The 16,925-nt window shown below is 64.2% G+C and carries 14 protein-coding genes and 1 pseudogene; 12 read left to right on the top strand and 3 right to left on the bottom strand.

The window, feature by feature from the left end:
- Positions 1-80 precede the first annotated feature (80 nt).
- The 4 genes from EP867_RS15090 to EP867_RS15075 are packed head-to-tail and all read left to right on the top strand — an operon-like array spanning position 81 to position 3,516.
- Entirely contained in the window at positions 81-1,082 is a 1,002-nt protein-coding gene (locus EP867_RS15090; protein WP_128490314.1) for a sulfate ABC transporter substrate-binding protein, read from the top strand.
- 9 nt (positions 1,083-1,091) lie between these two features.
- On the top strand, positions 1,092-1,928 hold the full coding sequence (gene cysT, locus EP867_RS15085; protein ID WP_128490313.1) for a sulfate ABC transporter permease subunit CysT: 837 nt from the start codon (positions 1,092-1,094) through the stop codon (positions 1,926-1,928).
- Positions 1,921-2,787: a sulfate ABC transporter permease subunit CysW gene (cysW, locus tag EP867_RS15080; protein ID WP_128490312.1), complete on the top strand. Its 867-nt coding sequence runs from the start codon at positions 1,921-1,923 to the stop codon at positions 2,785-2,787. The genes cysT and cysW overlap by 8 nt, the downstream gene beginning before the upstream one ends.
- A gap of 9 nt (positions 2,788-2,796) precedes the next feature.
- Complete coding sequence (locus EP867_RS15075) at positions 2,797-3,516, top strand: sulfate/molybdate ABC transporter ATP-binding protein (protein ID WP_128490311.1); 720 nt, start codon at positions 2,797-2,799, stop codon at positions 3,514-3,516.
- Between the two features lie 6 nt (positions 3,517-3,522).
- Here the strand turns inward: EP867_RS15075 and EP867_RS15070 are convergent, their stop codons facing one another.
- Positions 3,523-4,503 carry a sensor domain-containing diguanylate cyclase gene (locus tag EP867_RS15070; protein ID WP_128490310.1) on the bottom strand — a complete coding sequence of 327 codons (981 nt, stop codon included), beginning with the start codon at positions 4,501-4,503 and terminating at the stop codon, positions 3,523-3,525.
- Between the two features lie 359 nt (positions 4,504-4,862).
- Between EP867_RS15070 and EP867_RS15065 the strand changes: the two genes are divergently transcribed.
- The 8 genes and pseudogenes from EP867_RS15065 to EP867_RS15030 all read left to right on the top strand — a co-directional run bounded on the left by EP867_RS15065 (position 4,863) and on the right by EP867_RS15030 (position 14,222).
- Complete coding sequence (locus tag EP867_RS15065; RefSeq protein WP_128490309.1) at positions 4,863-6,176, top strand: EAL domain-containing protein; 1,314 nt, start codon at positions 4,863-4,865, stop codon at positions 6,174-6,176.
- Positions 6,177-6,292: 116 nt separating this feature from the next.
- Entirely contained in the window at positions 6,293-6,955 is a 663-nt protein-coding gene (locus EP867_RS15060) for a hypothetical protein (protein WP_128490308.1), read from the top strand.
- A gap of 167 nt (positions 6,956-7,122) precedes the next feature.
- Positions 7,123-9,354 (top strand): annotated as a pseudogene (gene bcsA, locus EP867_RS20620) (UDP-forming cellulose synthase catalytic subunit).
- The gene (locus EP867_RS15050; protein WP_128490307.1) at positions 9,351-10,565 is read left to right on the top strand and encodes a cellulose biosynthesis cyclic di-GMP-binding regulatory protein BcsB; all 1,215 of its coding nucleotides are present in this window, start codon (positions 9,351-9,353) and stop codon (positions 10,563-10,565) included. The pseudogene bcsA and the gene EP867_RS15050 overlap by 4 nt, the downstream one beginning before the upstream one ends.
- 3 nt (positions 10,566-10,568) lie before the next feature.
- The gene (locus EP867_RS15045) at positions 10,569-11,726 is read left to right on the top strand and encodes a cellulose biosynthesis cyclic di-GMP-binding regulatory protein BcsB (protein WP_128490306.1); all 1,158 of its coding nucleotides are present in this window, start codon (positions 10,569-10,571) and stop codon (positions 11,724-11,726) included.
- Positions 11,723-12,631, top strand: a complete 909-nt coding sequence (locus EP867_RS15040; RefSeq protein WP_164888893.1) for a glycosyl hydrolase family 8 — start codon at positions 11,723-11,725, stop codon at positions 12,629-12,631. The genes EP867_RS15045 and EP867_RS15040 overlap by 4 nt, the downstream gene beginning before the upstream one ends.
- Entirely contained in the window at positions 12,628-12,843 is a 216-nt protein-coding gene (locus tag EP867_RS15035) for a hypothetical protein (protein WP_128490304.1), read from the top strand. Before EP867_RS15040 ends, EP867_RS15035 begins: the two co-directional genes overlap by 4 nt.
- A complete protein-coding gene (locus EP867_RS15030; protein WP_128490303.1) occupies positions 12,840-14,222 on the top strand; it encodes a tetratricopeptide repeat protein in 1,383 nt (460 codons plus the stop codon). Before EP867_RS15035 ends, EP867_RS15030 begins: the two co-directional genes overlap by 4 nt.
- 26 nt (positions 14,223-14,248) lie before the next feature.
- Here the strand turns inward: EP867_RS15030 and EP867_RS15025 are convergent, their stop codons facing one another.
- Positions 14,249-15,514, bottom strand: a complete 1,266-nt coding sequence (locus EP867_RS15025; protein ID WP_241656930.1) for a GGDEF domain-containing protein — start codon at positions 15,512-15,514, stop codon at positions 14,249-14,251.
- Positions 15,515-15,842: 328 nt separating this feature from the next.
- Entirely contained in the window at positions 15,843-16,787 is a 945-nt protein-coding gene (locus tag EP867_RS15020; RefSeq protein WP_128490301.1) for a diguanylate cyclase, read from the bottom strand.
- Positions 16,788-16,925: the final 138 nt, after the last annotated feature.

Raw genomic sequence — 16,925 nt, 5'->3', positions numbered from 1 at the left:
CTTCGACTGCGCCTGACTGAACTCTTCCCAGGACCGCGGGCTGATCCTCAGCCCGCCCCGACCCCGAAGAAAGGACTCCCATGGCCAGATCTGCCCTGACCCTTCGCCGCCTCTCCCTTGCGCTTGCCGCCACCGTGCTGCTGCTGCCCGCCGGAGTGGCCCATGCGCAAAAACTGCTCAACGTCAGCTATGATCCGACACGCGAGCTTTACCGTGAATTCAACGCCGCCTTTGCAAAACACCGCGAGGCCGCCGGGAAACCCGTGCCGGAGATTGAGACCAGCCACGGCGGCTCAGGCGCGCAGGCCAGGGCCGTGGTGGACGGGCTGGCAGCCCAGGTCGTGACCCTGGCGCTTGCCTCAGACATCGACCGCATTGCCGAGGCCGGAAAGCTGCCCGCAGACTGGCAGACGAAGCTGCCGCATAACGCCTCTCCCTATACTTCAACCATCGTTTTTCTGACCCGCAAGGGAAACCCCAAGGGTCTGAAAGACTGGGGGGACCTCATCAAAGACGGAGTTGAGGTCATCACCCCGAACCCGAAAACCTCGGGCGGGGCGCGGTGGAATTACCTTGCCGCCTGGGGCTGGGCTGAAAAGAACGGTCGGGACCCGAAAGAGTTTGTGGCCGAGCTTTTCCGCCATGTGCCGGTGCTCGATACCGGGGCGCGCGGCGCCACCAATACCTTCGTGCAGCGCGGCGTGGGCGATGCACTGCTGGCCTGGGAGAATGAAGCCTATCTGGCGCTCGCGGAACTTGGCCCCGATGCCTTTGATATCGTTGTGCCCTCTCTCTCGATCCTTGCCGAGCCGCCGGTGGCGCTGGTCGAGGGCAATATCCGATCCGAAGAAGAGCGCGAACTGGCCACGGATTATCTGAACTACCTCTATTCACCTGAGGGTCAGGCCATTGCGTTCAAAAACTTCTATCGCGCCTGGGATAAATCCGCTGCAGATCCCGAAGATGTGGCGCGCTTTCCCGATCTGGAGCTGATTGACATCAGCCACTTCGGCGGCTGGGCCAAAGCGCAGCCCGAGCATTTCGGCGATGGCGGCACCTTCGATCAGATCTACGGCAGATAGGGGCGCGCCATGGCCCGCCCCTTCATCCAGCCCTCTGCGCTGCCCGGCCTGAAACTGAGCGCGGCGATCACCTTTGCCATGCTGGGGGTTGTGGTGCTGATCCCGATCGGGGCGCTGCTCGCCCGGGGGATCAGCGCCGGCCCCGAAGCCATCTGGCAGATGATCAGCCGCGAGCGGGTGCAGGCGGCGCTCTGGCTTTCGTTCCGGCTGTCGCTGCTGGCGGCGCTTTTCAACCTGATCTTTGGCACGCTGCTGGCGTGGGTTCTGGTGCGCTATCAGTTTCCCGGCCGGAAAATCCTCGATGCTGCGGTGGATCTGCCCTTCGCGCTGCCCACTGCCGTGGCGGGGATCGCGCTGACCGCCCTTTATGCACCGAACGGGGCCTTTGGCAGCATAGCGGCGGCCTTTGGCGTGAAGATCGCTTACACCCAATGGGGCATCCTTCTGGCGCTGATCTTTGTGGGCCTGCCCTTCGTCCCCCGTACCGTGCAGCCCGTCATCGCCGAAATCCCCCGTGAGGAAGAAGAAGTCTCGGCCACGCTCGGCGCGGGGCGCCTTCACACCCTGCGCCGCGTTGTTCTGCCCGCGCTGATACCTGCCGCGCTGACGGGCTTTGCCCTCGCGCTGGCGCGGGCGGTGGGGGAGTATGGCTCGGTCATTTTCATCGCGGCGAATATCCCGCTGCGCACCGAAATCGCACCTTTGCTGATCGTGATCCAACTGGAGGAATTCAACTACGACGGCGCCGCCGCCATCGGCCTTGCCATGCTGGCAATCTCATTCGGGATGCTCTTGGTGATCAATCTGCTCCAGATCCGGAGCCGCAGGAGGATCGGGGATGTCTGAGCAAAGCCACGCCCTGCGGTTTGCAAACCCGGTGGATGAGAGCCGGGGGTGGAAATGCGCATTGATCCTTCTGGCTTTTGCGGGACTTGGGATCCTGGTCTTTGCGCCGCTGGTCGTTGTTTTCACTGAGGCGCTGTCCAAAGGCTTGAGCGCCGCGCTTGACGCCCTGGGCGGGCGCGATGCCCGGGCGGCCATCCGGCTGACGCTGCTGGTCGCGGCGATCTCTGTGCCCGTCAATGCCGCCTTCGGCATTGCGGCGGCCTGGTTCATCACGCGCTATCAGTTCCGCGGCAAAGCCGTGCTGATCACGCTGATCGATCTGCCCTTCTCGGTCTCTCCGGTGGTGGCGGGGCTTTGCCTTGTGCTGATTTTCGGTGCCAATACCAGCCTTGGTGCCTGGCTGGTGGCCCATGAGCTGCCGGTCATTTTCGCGCTGCCGGGGATCGTTCTGGCGACGATCTTTGTCACCTTCCCTTTCGTGGCACGCGAGCTGATCCCGGTGATGATCGAGCAGGGCGCCACGGAAGAAGAGGCCGCGCTGACCCTTGGGGCCGGGCCATGGCGGATGTTTTTCACCGTCACGCTGCCGAAGATCCGCTGGGCACTGCTTTACGGGGTGCTTTTGTGCAATGCCCGCGCCATGGGAGAATTTGGTGCGGTAGCAGTGGTTTCAGGCAAAATCCGCGGGCAAACCACCACGATGCCGATCGGCATTGAGATGCTTTACAATGAATATCAATCGGTTGCTGCCTTCGCCATGGCGGGGCTTCTGGCTTTGCTGGCGCTGGTCACGCTGGCCGTCAAAAACCTGCTGGAGCGGCGTCATGCAGGGGAGTTGTCCGCGCGCGGACATGGATAGGAGGGTCTGATGCAGATTGAAATCGACGAAATCGCCCGAAGCTTCGGACAGACCACGGCGCTCACCCCGATCCGTCTCTCCATCCCCTCCGGGGCGCTGGTGGCTTTGCTGGGGCCCTCTGGTTCGGGGAAAACCACGCTGCTGCGGATCCTTGCGGGGCTCGACTTTCCCACCTCGGGGCGCATCCTCTTAAACGGGCAGGACGCCACCGGTGTGACCGTCCAGGAGCGGCGCGCGGGCTTTGTGTTTCAAAGCTATGCGCTTTTCCGGCATATGACGGTCGCGGAAAACATTGCCTATGGGCTGAAGGCCCGCCCCCGTCGCCTGCGCCCCCCGAAGGAAGAGATCGACCGCCGCGTGCGGCGCCTGCTGGAGCTGATCCGCCTGCCCGATATCGGCGGGCGCTACCCCAGCCAGCTCTCAGGCGGGCAGCGTCAGCGCGTGGCCCTGGCCCGCGCCCTGGCGATTGAGCCGCGGATGCTGCTTCTCGATGAGCCTTTCGGTGCGCTTGACGCCCAGGTCCGCAAAGAACTGCGCCAGGGGCTGCGCGATATTCACGATGAAACGGGGCTGACAACGGTCTTCGTGACCCACGACCAGGAGGAAGCCATGGAGCTTGCTGATCTTGTCGTCGTTATGTCGATGGGCCGGATTGAGCAGGTCGGTCGGCCAGGCGATATCCGCGCCCGCCCGGCCAATGAGTTTGTGCGAAACTTTATCAGCGCCTGAGCCCGCTCAGAGCGTAAGCTGCGCCAGCACTGCGCGATTTCGCCCCTCGGCCTTGGCCTGGTAGAGCGCGCGGTCCGCCCGCTCCAGCCAGTCCTCACGGCTCTCGCCGGGGGTAAAGCCTGCAAGCCCCATGCTGACGGTGATTTTCGCGCCGCCGATCGCAGGCAGTGCCAGATCGGCCAGGGCTTCCTGGATACGGCGCGTCAGATGGAACGCCCCCTCCGGGGTCGCGCCATGCATCAGCACGCCGAACTCCTCGCCGCCCAGCCGCCCGAAAGCGTCACTTTTGCGGATCAGCGTCGACATTTTGGCGGTCACCGTTTTCAGCACCTCATTCCCCGCGAGATGGCCATAACGGTCATTCACGGATTTGAAGTGGTCGATATCGAGCAGAATCAGCGTCGCCGCCGCCGGATTGCACAGGCTGCGATGACGCTCAAGCAGATCGCTGAAGGCCCGCCAGGTCAGCAGCCCCGTCAGCGGATCCATCCGCGAGGTCAGCCGCAGTTCCAGCTGCGACATAACGACACGGGCAAAGTTGCTCAGCACATCAACTTCGGTATCCGAAAAGTCGCGGCGGCAGGTGTCGTAGATGCACAGGCTTCCGATGTTATAGCCGTCCTCGCTGGTCAGCGGCACGCCCAGATAGGCGCGCAGTTCCGGAGCCCCGAGGACATAGGGGTTTTGCGCAAAACGATTGTCGATACTGGCGTCCGTTACCACCAGAGGCGCATCCGACATGATGGTGTAATGGCAGAAGGTATCCGTCCGCACGGCGATATTCGGGCCATCGCCGGCACCGGCTTTGGTCCACTGCCGCTCGCTGTCGAGAATATTGATCGCCGCACGCGGGACATTGAAGATCGATTTCACCAGGCTGACGATATCCTGGAATTCTTTCTCAGGATCGGTGTCGAGCACCTCAAAGCGCTGTACGGCGGCGAGGCGACCCTGCTCGTCATCTGCTTTGAACTTCCTGATCTGCATACCTCAGCCTTCTCGTTACGCGTGCGCTCCCCGCACGTCCCGGGATCTCATGTCCCGCTCTGTCCTGCCACTGTGAACGCAAAGTTTAAGGCGGCCGGCCCGAAATCCCCTGCGCCGTCCCTGAGCCATAGGTCGGCCCTGCCCGTCACGCTGCGAACCCTAGCGCGTCGCGAAGCGGGTGAAAAGACCGGCTGCAAAGGATGTGCCCTCCACAGAACGGGTGAACGCAGCGGCAGGCGAAGTTATCCATTGTGCTATATGAAAATTTGGCCGAAGCTTTCGGCGGGGATGGAGTCTTATGCACGCGTGAGCGTGCATCGGCCTGCTTCCGGTATCGGACAGGGAGACTGGACCAAACGATGCAAAGCGTCCTGCGCGAAACAGCCGGCCCCTCAACCGCGCCCTTCGCCATTGAAGCGATTCGGAACAGGCTCGGGCAGAAGCCGGAGCCGGGCGGTTTTTGTCTTTTTGTCCTTGAAAACATGGACCTGGTCGAAGTCGCCGGAGATCCGGGCGCGACGCAGGTGCTGCGCAGCCGCATAAAAGCGGAACTGGAAGACGCCCTGGGTGCGGGGTCCGTTTTATGCGACGCCCGTGAAGACGGCTTTCTGCTTGCCCTGCCTGCGGCGGATAAGGCGCTTTTGCTGCGCAATCTCGACCAGATGCTGCAACGGCTGCCCTTCTGCGGGCTCGATCAGCCAGGCCGCGGCACCTCGGTCACCGGCAGGGCCGGGGTGGTCTGGATCGCGGATATGCAGGGCTGCGAGGCAGAGGACCTGCACCGCGCCGCCGTCACTGCCGTTTCTGCCGCCCGGATCGCGCAGCGCAGCCGCCTGATCTTCGACGGCACTGACAGCGAAGCCATCGCGGATCTGCAGCGCACCGCGCATCTGATCTGTGATCTTCCGGCGGCGGTTGAAGAGGGCCGGATGATCCTTCTCGCCCAGGAGATCGTCAGCTGCGTCCCCGGCGCGCTCCGGGGCCGGGAATATGAAGTGCTGCTGCAGATGCACGGAAGAAACGGTCAGGCCTTTGCGCCTGGCTTCTTTTTGCAGGCCGCCGAGCAGAGCCGTCTGATCGAGATCGTCGACAACTGGGTGCTGCGCAGCGTTCTGCTCGACAATGCTGCCAGACTGCGGGCCGCCCCTGAGGTGAAGGTCTCGCTTAATGTGGCGGCGCGCACTCTCTCAGGCCCGGGCTTTGCGGGCGGGCTTGAAGCCATGCTGAGAACCGGGGGGGTGGATCCGCGGCGGGTGCAGCTTGAGATCACCGAGACCGCGCAGATCCGCGATCTGCAACAGGCCCAGAGCAATATCCGTGCCGCCCGCGCCATGGGTTGCCGCATTGCGCTCGACGACTTTGGTGCCGGGATGTCGGGCTATGGATATCTCAAGGCCTTTGACCCGGATTGCCTGAAAATCGACGGCTCACTTATTGCGAATGTGGCAGATGAGTCGCATCCCGATGCGCGAATCGTGCCCTCGATTATCAACCTGGCGCATGACCTCGGCGTCGAAGTGGTGGCAGAGCATGTCAGCTCTCCCGAGATTCTGCAGGCTTTAGTGGGTTTTGGCATCGATAAGGTGCAGGGATTTCAGCTCGGCCGCCCCGGGCCGCTGCAATCTGTCTTTGAGAACCGCGAGCAGTGGGAAACTTTCTCATGCTCAAGTTGAATTTCCTCTCCTCAACGCTGCTATCCTTCTGATATTAGGTTAATACCTGATTAACCTCCGGCATTTCTGCCTGAGCAGGGTGGTGTGTGACCTGTGCGAAGGGGATTGTTTCGATAATGCCGGTTCTGCCGCTGAAAGCTTCACTCCACAGCCTTCTGGCATCTGCCCTGCTTCTTTTGTCCGGCTGCGGCGTCTTCGACCGCGATGAGCTGTTTTTGCGCCCCTCGCAATATGATGCCCGGACCGCCTTTGTGCCGATGCCGGTGGAAAGAGCCTGGGTCACCGCGCCGGGACTGCGCGCCCTTTACCAGCGTCCGGTTTTTGAGGGCTATGAGCAGCGACTGAGCCTTGCAAACCCGACGGTGCTGCCCGGCGACAACCTGATGGTGCTCAGGGTGCGCGACAATATCGTTCCCGAAGCCCGTCTTGTCTTTGAAGAATTCACCCGCTGGACCGGTGGATTGCCCGCGCCCTTTGAGGGGCTGACGGCGGGCGAGCTGATGCGCGGCGAAGATGAGATGGGCCCCTATTTTTACGCTGAGCACCGCAGCGGGCCCGATACGGTCTGCATCTTTGGTCTGCGTCGGCTGAACGGCAGCCACCGCGAAATTCCCGCCCGGGGAGATGTGATGGATGTGCAGCTGCGCAACTGCCTGCGCGGCAGCCCGGAGGAGGCCCTGGCCCCCCTGCTGGCCGCCAGCCTTCGCAGCGCGCCCGGGGCAGCGCAGCCCGATGGCACCAGCCGCCTGCTGTCGCCGCTCGCCGGCCCCGGCCTGTAAACTCACCGATCACTTCCCTGCCCGCAAAGCCGCAGGTCCCGGATACGAAGGAACGCAATGTGACAGCCCGCAGAGTGATCGGATCCCTGGCGATCCCCGTCTGGATCTGTCTGCTTGTCCCGGTGGTGCTGCTCTGCATCCTGCCGGTCTCCAACGCGGCCCAGGCCATGCTGGGGGCCTCAGCCGTGCTGCTGGTTGTGGCGCTGAAACCTTTTGTCTCTCACATGGCGGCGCGTCTGGCGCTGATGGGAACAGCAAGCGTGGTGGTGCTGCGCTACTAGTCCTGGCGCCTGACCTCAACCCTGCCCGATCCGGGGCTGACGGCCAGTTTCATTCTGGCCCTGCTGCTTTTGCTGGTTGAGACCTATTCGATCCTCGTCTTCTTCCTCAACGCCTTCATTACGGCCGATCCGGTGGATCGCGGCCTGCCGCCGAAGCTTGAACTCGATCAGATGCCGACGGTGGATATTCTGGTGCCGTCTTACAACAAGCCGGTCGAGATGCTCTCCATCACGCTCTCGGCGGCGAAGAATATGGTCTATCCCGCAAGGCTCCGGACGGTTGTGCTTTGCGATGACGGCGGCACCGATCAGCGCTGCAACTCCCCTGATCCTGAGCTTGCCGCGAAGGCACGGGCGCGGCGGGCTGAACTGCAGGCGCTCTGCCGCGATCTCGGGGTTGTCTATTCCACCCGCGCGAAGAACGAACACGCCAAGGCCGGCAATATGTCCGCCGCTCTTGCAAAGCTTGACGGCGACCTGGTGGTGGTTTTTGACGCCGACCACGTTCCGAGCCGCGATTTTCTGACCCGCACGGTCGGCTATTTCGTGGAAGATCCGAAACTCTTTCTGGTCCAGACGCCGCATTTTTTCATCAACAAAGACCCGATAGAGCGGAACCTTGGCCTGAAATGCCCGCCCGAGAATGAGATGTTCTACGGCATGATCCACCGCGGGCTTGACCGCTGGGGCGGGGCATTTTTCTGCGGATCGGCGGCTGTGCTGCGCCGCAAGGCTCTCGATTCCGTGGGCGGCTTTGCCGGTGAGACCATCACCGAGGATGCCGAGACCGCGCTGGAAATCCACTCCAAAGGCTGGCGAAGCCTTTATCTCGACCGCGCCATGATCGCGGGGCTGCAGCCCGAAACCTTCGCCTCCTTCATTCAGCAGCGCGGCCGCTGGGCTTCGGGCATGATCCAGATGCTGATGCTGAAAAACCCGCTCTTCCGGCGCGGGCTGACGCCCTTGCAGCGGCTTTGCTATATCAACTCGATGTCGTTTTGGTTCTTCCCGCTGATCCGGCTGGTCTAACTGCTGGCACCGCTGACCTATCTCTTTTTCAGCGTTGAGATTTTTGTGACCTCCTGGACCGAGGCCATGGCCTATACGCTCAGCTATATGGCCATCGTGCTTCTGGTGCAGAACGCCACATTTGCCCGGTTCCGATGGCCTTTGATCTCCGAGATTTATGAGATCGCCCAGGCCCCCTATCTCGCCACCGCCATCCTGCGCACGGTGGTTCGCCCCAGGGGGGCAAAGTTCAACGTGACCGCCAAGGATGAAACCCTGGTGGAGGATTATATCTCGCCGATCTATGGCCCGCTTCTGCTCCTTTTCGGGCTGACGGCGGCCGGAGTGGCCGCATTGATTTTTCGCTGGATCGCCTTCCCGGGCGACCGCAGCGTGCTGGCAGTGGTCGGGACCTGGGCGGTGGTGAACTTCCTTCTGGTCTCGCTCTCGCTCAGGGCGGTGTCGGAAAAGCAGCAGCGCCGCGCCTCTCCCAGGGTCGCCATGCAGGCCCCCGCCCAGGTGCGTCTCTCCCTTGCGCCCACCCGCGAAGTGGCTGTGCCCGCCGAGGTGCTGGATGCCTCAACCTCCGGCGCGCGCATCCGTCTGGGCGCAATGCCGAAAGGAGAGAGCCTGGCGCTGCCGCAAAAGGGCGACCGTCTGGTGCTGCGCCCGCTTTTCGAAGAAGCGCCACATCTGGAACGCGATGTCCGCGCCGTTGTGCGCGCCGTGATCAATACCCCCGGCGAAGGCCATGTCATCGGGCTGCAGTTTCTGTCTGACCAGCCGATGGATGTGCGCGAGGCCGTGGCTCAGCTGGTCTTTGGCTCATCGGAAAACTGGCTGGCGGAACGGATGCGCAGCCGCAGCCGTAAGGGGCTGATCGCAGGCCTGTTTTACGTGCTGCGCCTGACCCTCACCTCGCTGCCCCGCACCCTCTGGGACTTCCTGCGTGAGCCCGGCCGGCGGGCAAAGTCTGAGCTGACGGCCCGCCACAAGCCAAAGCCGGCTCACCTCGTGGCCTTCGGTGCGGATTTCGACACCGAAGAATTCCGCCAGGGGGCGCGCCGCTCCGGCCTTGAGGATTTCATCGCTACGGAGGACCGCGCATGAGCCCTGTCCTGCCGCTGGTTACCTCAGCCCTTGCTGCGCTTCTGACAGCCCTGCCGGTCTGGGCGCTGGACCGCAGCGAAGGCGCGGGCGCGCAGCCCCGCGATGGCGGGGGGCCGGTCGTCCTCTCCGCCCCCGCACAGGAGCCGGTCCCCGGCCTGATCCGCCTGCCGCCCGATCCGGAGAGTGGCAGGGAAGAGGCCGCGGATCTTCCCATCACCCCCGGAGAGGCGGAGCCTGCAGATGCGACCGGTCTTGTCGCACCCGCTGCCCCTTTGCGCGACCGCGCAGAGCGCGGGACTGCCGCGCCGCTGAACACCGAAGGTCTGATGCCGCTGTTGCCCGTCAACCGCCTGCCGGTTTCTCCGGTGGCCGGGGCCAGCCTGCCGCAGCCGGGAATTCTGCGGCTGACCGGCGAGCGGCTGGTGCAGCAGATGAGCATCTATCTGCCCGAAAGCGCCCCGGTGCCGGAACAGCTGCTCCTGACGCTGCAATCTTCGATCAACGTGCTGCCCGATGCAGCCCGGCTTGAGGTGACGATCAACGAGGCCGCACCGCAAAACCTCCCGCTCGATCAGATCGGCGCTTTCGGAACTCTCGCCCTGCCGGCAGAGGGGCTGCGCCAGGGCGAAAACCGGGTCGTGCTGACCATTCACCAGCCGCACCGCATCTGGTGCGGCCCGGAGGCGACTTTCGGGGTCTGGACAGAGATCGACCTCAGCCGCTCGGGTGCATCGGTGCCCGCCTCTTCCGTCACGCCCGATCCGGGTGGTTTTGCCCTGGCGCTGCGCGCGCAGACCGGGACCGGCCGCCCGCTTCCGGTCCTGAGCGATACCGCCGCAGATCCGGCGCTGCTGCGCCAGGTCACCGATCGGGTCTCGGAAGCCATGGGCGGCAATGGCCAGATCACCCTGCGCTCTTTCTATACGCCCGGGCCGAAATCCTTTGCCTCCGTCGCGCTGATCCCTTCAGAGCGCAATCAGGTCAGCTTCCGCCCCGGCGCAAGCGGGGCGCTGGTGATGCAGATCGAGCACCGCCCCGGAGAGCTTCCCGATCTCGCTCCCCATCTGCCGCCGCCACCGCCGCCTCATGCGGGGCTGCAGCTTCTGCGCCCCGGCGATCCGATGACCTTTGAGGCGCTTGGCCAGGGCGATATCATCGGGAATACGCATTATTTCCGCGCGGCCCTGCCCTTCCGTCTGCCCGATGCCTAGCTTTTGCTGGCCAATCAGCGCGCGCGCCTGCAACTCCACTACGGCTATGCTGCCGATCTTGCCCCGGGGTCGATCCTGCTCGTCAAGGTCAACGATCAGACCGTGCGCCTGCTGCCGCTTGATGTCTCAGGCGGCGGGATGAGAGAGCCGCTGGATATCGATTTTCAGGCCCGCTTCCTGCACGGCGGCGTCAATGTCCTGAGCTTTGAGATGATGGTTCCCGGCGCGCCTGCGGATGCGGTCTGCCCGCCGCGCCAGGGCGATATGCTGGTCATCCGCGCCTCGAGCACGCTCAATGTGCCGCCCTCGCCACCGATGGAACTGGCGGGCCTGATCCGCCCCCTGAGCGGGCTGAGCAGCAGCGGCGTGCTGCCCGCCGCAGGCAGCGACGCGGCCACAATGCCGCTGACCGCCGCGCAGATCGCAGCCGGCCTGGCGCGGCCCTCGCGCCCCAATCCGGCAATCACTTTGCATGTGACAGACCTCAGCACGCCCCAGGCGCTGCCCACCGGGCCGCATCAGCTGCGCCTGAGCCGCCTTCAGGAGGCGCTTTTTCCTCTGATGCCCGCCACGGCAGAGGTCAGCCCGCAAAGCCCGCCGGTCTCCCGCCCTGAGGGCCCCGCAGAGATCGGGTCTGAACCCGAGCCGAAAAGCGACGGCTTCACCGCCTCTCTCGCTGCGCTCAGGGATCGGGTGACCGGGCCCGAAGGGGTGCTGTCGCGCCTGCGCGATGAGATCCGCCAAAGCGCCTATATCGGCTCAGAGCAAAGTCTTGATGAATGGCTTGAGGGCCGGCGCGGCGTGGCTTTGCTGCTGCGACCCGACCCGGCCCTGCCCGATGCGCTCTGGCTGGTGCTGGGGCCGCGCGCCCCGGTGGATATGATCGCCCAAAGCCTCTCAGACCTGCGGCGCAGCCGTCTGGCCAGCGGAGAGGCGGCCCTTCTTGACGCCGATGGCACCTGGGCCGTCTGGTCCCCGATCACCCCGCCGCATCTGCTGGCGCTGCCTGCCGCCGGGCAATGGCGCACGGCTCTGGGGAATTTCGCCTCCTGGTCGCCGCTGCTTTATACGGCGGTCACACTGGGACTGGCGCTGCTGTCGATCCTGCCGGTCCTCTGCTTTCTGCTGATTACCCGCACCAGACGAGGAGGCCGCCTGTGAAGCGCCGCCGCTTTCTGAGCACCACCACCGCCGCCCTGGCAGCTGCCGCAGGCCTGGGCCTCGGCGCTCTGCGCCCGGCCATGGCGCAGGCCGCAGGAGATCTGCCGATGAGCAGCCTTTTCCTCGCCACCGATCACCCCCTTCAGGAGGCATGGAGCCGCTGGAAGGCGCTTTGCCTGACCGAAGAGGGCCGGGTTGTTGATGGCTTTCAGGACAATGTCAGCCATTCGGAAGGACAGGGCTATGGCCTTGTTCTGGCAGCCGTCTTTGGCGATCGGGCGGCAGCGGATCTGATCATGTCCTGGACCGCTGAGAACCTGGCGGTGCGCCCCGACAGCCTGCTCGCCTGGCGCTGGAACCCGGCCTCTGACCCCCGGGTCAGCGATCGCAACAATGCCTCGGACGGCGATCTCTTCTACGCCTGGGGCATGGTGCTCTGTGGCATGCGCGACAACCGGCCCGATCTTCTGGACGGCGCGGGCCGGATCGCGGCAGATCTGATCCGTCGCTGCACGGCGCCCCATCCCGACGGCTCCGCGCGCCGTCTTCTACTGCCGGGGGCGGCGGGCTTTCGGGATGCGGGAACGGTTGTAATCAACCCGTCTTATTACATGCCGCGTGCCATGACCGATCTGGCCCGCGCCACCGGGCAAAGCGCGCTGGAAAGCCTTGCAGCCGATGGTCAGGCGCTGATTTCGGCGCTGGCTTCGCGCGGTCCGGTGCCGGATTGGGTGCAGATCAGCGCGGCGGGCATCACAGCGCCGCCTGCGCAATTCTCGCAAAACGCGGGCTATGAGGCGGTGCGGGTGGCGCTTTTCCAGATCTGGTCAGGCCTGCCGGGGGGCCTGCGGCTCGCGCCTGGGCGGCGGCAGCGGAAGCGGCCGGACCTGAAGGCGGTGCCGTGACCGTCTGGTCCCTGCCCGGGGGCGCGGTCCTTGAGCGCAGCCGCCACGAAGGCTATGCCGCTGTCGCAGCCCTCGCGCGCTGCGCAGCCTCAGAGGGCTTTGGCGCGCAGATCCCGGCCTTTACAGAGGCGCAGCCCTATTACCCCGCCACTTTGCATCTGATGGCTCTTGTTGCTCAGGCGACAACCTACCCGAGGTGTGTGCCGATATGATCTCTTCCCTTCGTCTTCCGCTGCTGGCGCTGCTGTTGAGCGCAGGTGCGCAGATGCTGAACGCCCAGGAGCCGCCGCGCAGTGAACTGCAGACGCTGAGCTATTACCACCAGCAGGGCGACCGCGCGGCCACCGAGGCCGAGATCCGGCGGCTGCGTCTGAAATATCCGCAGTGGATGCCGCCGGCGGATCTGTCGAAACTCAGCGTGACGGCCCCCTCGCAGGAAATCGACCTCTATTACCGCCAGATCGCTGCCGGAGACTATGAGGGCGCCCGCTCCACCCTGGCGCAGGCAAAGGCTGCCTTTCCGGACTGGCAGCCCCCGGCTGAAATGACCACGCTGCTGGCCGTCTCAGAGGGGCAAAAGCGCTTTGATGAGGCGCTGAGCGCCGGTGATCCGCGCCAGGCCGCCGATCTGGCAGGCCGCATACCGGATCTGCTGCGCTGCGAGCGGATCAACAACGCCTGGCGGCTGGCAGAAGCGCAGACTGCGACAGGCCGGAAAACCCAGGCCCTTGGCCTTTATCAGTCCATCCTCGAGACCTGCACCAACAGCAATGATCTGAGCGCCACGCTGGAAAAAGCCGACCAGATCGCCGATGAGGCGCAGATGAGCGGGTTTTTTGACATCGCATTTCGCCGCTTTCCGGCCGAAGCGCCGCGCTTTCAGGCTCTGCAAACCCGCCTGCTCGCAGGTCGCGGCAAAGCTGCCCCCCCGCGAAAGCCCCCCCCTGCCCCTGCCCATGCCGCAGGCCCCGGACCGGCCGCTGCCGGAGCACGCCCCGCCGCCCCTGCCCGGGCTCCGGCCGCGGCCGGCAGCAACACGGGCGGCGGCGCGCGCAATGTGCAGGCCGCAAAGGATCGCGGCGACTGGGCCGGTTGTCTTGCCGCCTCAGAGGGCAGCGCGACTACGGCCGCGCAATATAACCGCGCATGGTGCGCCTATAACCTCGACCGCCCGCTGGAGGCGGTTGACAGCTTCCGCCGCGCCCTGCAGGGCCGCATGACGGCGACCGAGCGGCGGGATGCTCAATATGGCATCGCCCTCGCCTATCTGAAGATGGGGATGACGGAACCGGCGGCGCAGATCGCCGCAAAGGTGGATCTGACCCGCAGCCAGCGCGTGGATGTCGAGCGTCAGATCCTCGATCAGCGCGGGGTCGCGGCCTATAAGGCGCGCAACTACGTCCAGGCGATCCGTTATTTCGATGCGCTTGAGCAGATCTCCGGCGGGATCAGCCGCAACCTCGGGATGCTGCGCGCCTGGTCCTATCTGAACTCAGGCCAGAGGGCGCGGGCGCGGGCTGAATTTCTTCGCATGCACAATGAACTCGCCAGCACAGAGACGGCGCGGGGCCTGGAGGCCCCGGGGGAGTAAGCCGCCACCACCACCCCACTCCGCGCTCAGCGGGCAGAGGCGAGAGCCGCCTCTGCCACAGGCAGCGCACGCGGGGCCTCCGGCCTGGTGCAGGGCTTGGCACGGGCCACGGCGGCCAGGGCTGCGGCTGCGGCGGCGGCGCTGACCCGATTGCGGCCCTGGTTTTTCGCCTCATAAAGAAGCGTGTCCACCCGGCGCAGCGCGACGTGAAAATCTGCCGCATCGGCGACCTGCTCCACCCCGAAACTCGCGGTCACCCGCGCCTGATCGGGCCAGGTTGCGCCTTCAACTGCGCGGCGCAGGATCTCGGCCAGAGAAACGGCCTGCGCAAGCGTGGCGGCGTCGATCATCAGCATGAATTCCTCGCCGCCCATGCGCCCGGCAATCTGACCGGGGCGCAGATGGCGTGCAAAGAGATCACTGAGCTGACGGATCACCAGATCTCCGGTGTGATGGCCATGGCAGTCGTTGATCCGCTTGAAGTGATCAAGGTCCACCGCAATCAGATGCCAGTTTGCGCCCGGATGCTGCCGAAGCCGCAGCTCTGCCTGTTCCTGGAAGCCCCGGCGGTTCAAAAGGCCGCTCAGCGGATCGGTGTCGCGCTGACGCCGCAGACTTGCCAGAAGATCGCCGATGGCCACCAGCACGACCACCACCGTCAGCCAGAGTTTGAAAAACAGCATCAGCGCCAGATAGAGCTTCCAGGGCCCTGAGCCGGGTAGATCCTCCAGATCCGCGCCGGGGGCGATGACGATCGTCCAGCAGCTCCGCAGCACGGCAAACCCGGCCCCGAAAACATAAGACGTCGCCAGGAGCCGGTCACAGAGCCCGATCCCATCGCGCTGACGCAGCAGATCCGGGACGCTGAGGCACAGGATCGCTGCAACCCCTGCGCTGACCACCGTCAGGCGGCTGAGAAGATCGCCCCGCATCTCACCGAAATAATAGCTGCCCGTGACCGTCAGAACCGCGATCCCCACGGCCAGGCGGTGTCTTGGCTCAAGGTCAAAGCGCAGGCAGATTGCCTGATGCAGCGCCAGAGCGCCGATGACATGCAAAAGAGCGAGCAACACCACCCGATCGGCAAGGCCCGCATTCGACAAAAGGGTCTGCAGCGTCAGGGCGACCGAGACACATAAAAAGCTCATGGCCGTCAGCGGAAGATACTCCTGCCCCCCCGGCAGATGACACAGCCCGTGGCGGTTCAACAGCAGACGGCAGGCCATCAGAAGCAGTGCAAGCACCAGCAGACATGCCGGAACCATCAGAAGAAACAGCTCATCCTGGTCCATTTGCAACAACCGCTCATCGAGCCCCCGCAGAGGCGGTCACTTTCCCCAAGGCCCCGTATCACCGACCGCACCTGCGGCTCCCTCGATGCGTCGGCCCCCTACACACCGGCCATCAAATCTCCAGGTGATGACCTGCGACCCGGAGGTCTTGCCCCGGACCGCTGCAGAATTACGGTTAATCTGGGCGAAATCTTGACCTCAAGCCGCCAAATCCGCCCGGATCGGCGGAAACTGTCCGTTTCAACCGAATATTTGAAACTTTTTCAGGCTTAAAAGGTCAATTTTAAAAGAATCGGTCGGGGTCCCGGCGGTCGGGGCCCCTTTCTGTTCAGAACGCCGAATCGCTCGTGAAGACCTCACCCTTGATCTGGTCGCGCCCGGCGGCTTTGGCGAGGTAGAGCTGCTGATCGGCGGCGCGGATCCACAGCCCCGGCTGCATCCCCGCCCGGATGAGGGCAGCGGCCACCCCCATGCTGATGGTTACATAGGGCTGCACCTGTGAGCCTTCATGCGGAATCGCCAGCTGACCGACATGGCGGCGGATATCGCCCGCAATCTCCATGGCACGCTCGAGATCAGATCCCGGCAACACGCAGGCAAATTCTTCACCGCCATAGCGCGCCGTATAGCCCGAGGCCTGCCGCATCGCCCGGCTGAGGGCCGAGGCCACCATATGCAGGCAGCGGTCGCCGGTCTCATGGCCATAGGTGTCGTTAAACTGCTTAAAGAAATCGACGTCGATCATGATGATCGACAGCCAGCTGCCCTCTGCCGCCGGGGTATTGACCGCGGAGCTGAGCAAACCGTCGAGCTTGCGGCGGTTGTGCAGCCCGGTCAGCGCATCCGTGACCGCCATCAAAGCCAGACGGTCGCGCAACTGCTTCAGCTCAATGTGGTTGCGCACACGGTTGCGCAGGATCATCGGCTGGATCGGCTTGGTCACATAGTCAATCGCACCCAGCGAAAGGCCGCGGACCTCATCTTCGACATTGCCCAGGCCGGTGGTGAAAATCACCGGAATATCGGCCAGAAGCGGATCTTCTTTCAGCCTCTGGCAGACCTCAAAGCCCTGCATTCCCGGCATGACGACATCAAGCAGCACCAGATCAGGCTGGGTCAGCCGCGCAACCTCCAGCGCCTCTTCGCCCGAGGTCGCAAAAGAGATCTCATAGTCATCCCCAAGCGCCGCATAGATAATTTCGACGTTCGAGATTTCATCATCGACGATCAGAATAACCGCACGGTTCGCCGAAGCCTGGCTGAGATCATTCACGCGGGGTCACTCCTGCTGCGCCGGGGCCCTCAAGCCCCATCGCGTTGAATTCCGTCATAGCCGTCTCATAATCCAGACGGCATTGCCAAGTTATTTTCACCTGGTGTGTTGCAGTCTGTGTGAAGCCGGTCACGCGGT

The organism is Falsigemmobacter intermedius (genome assembly GCF_004054105.1).
Lineage (GTDB): Bacteria > Pseudomonadota > Alphaproteobacteria > Rhodobacterales > Rhodobacteraceae > Wagnerdoeblera > Wagnerdoeblera intermedia.
This window is presented reverse-complemented; position numbering and strand designations above follow the sequence as displayed.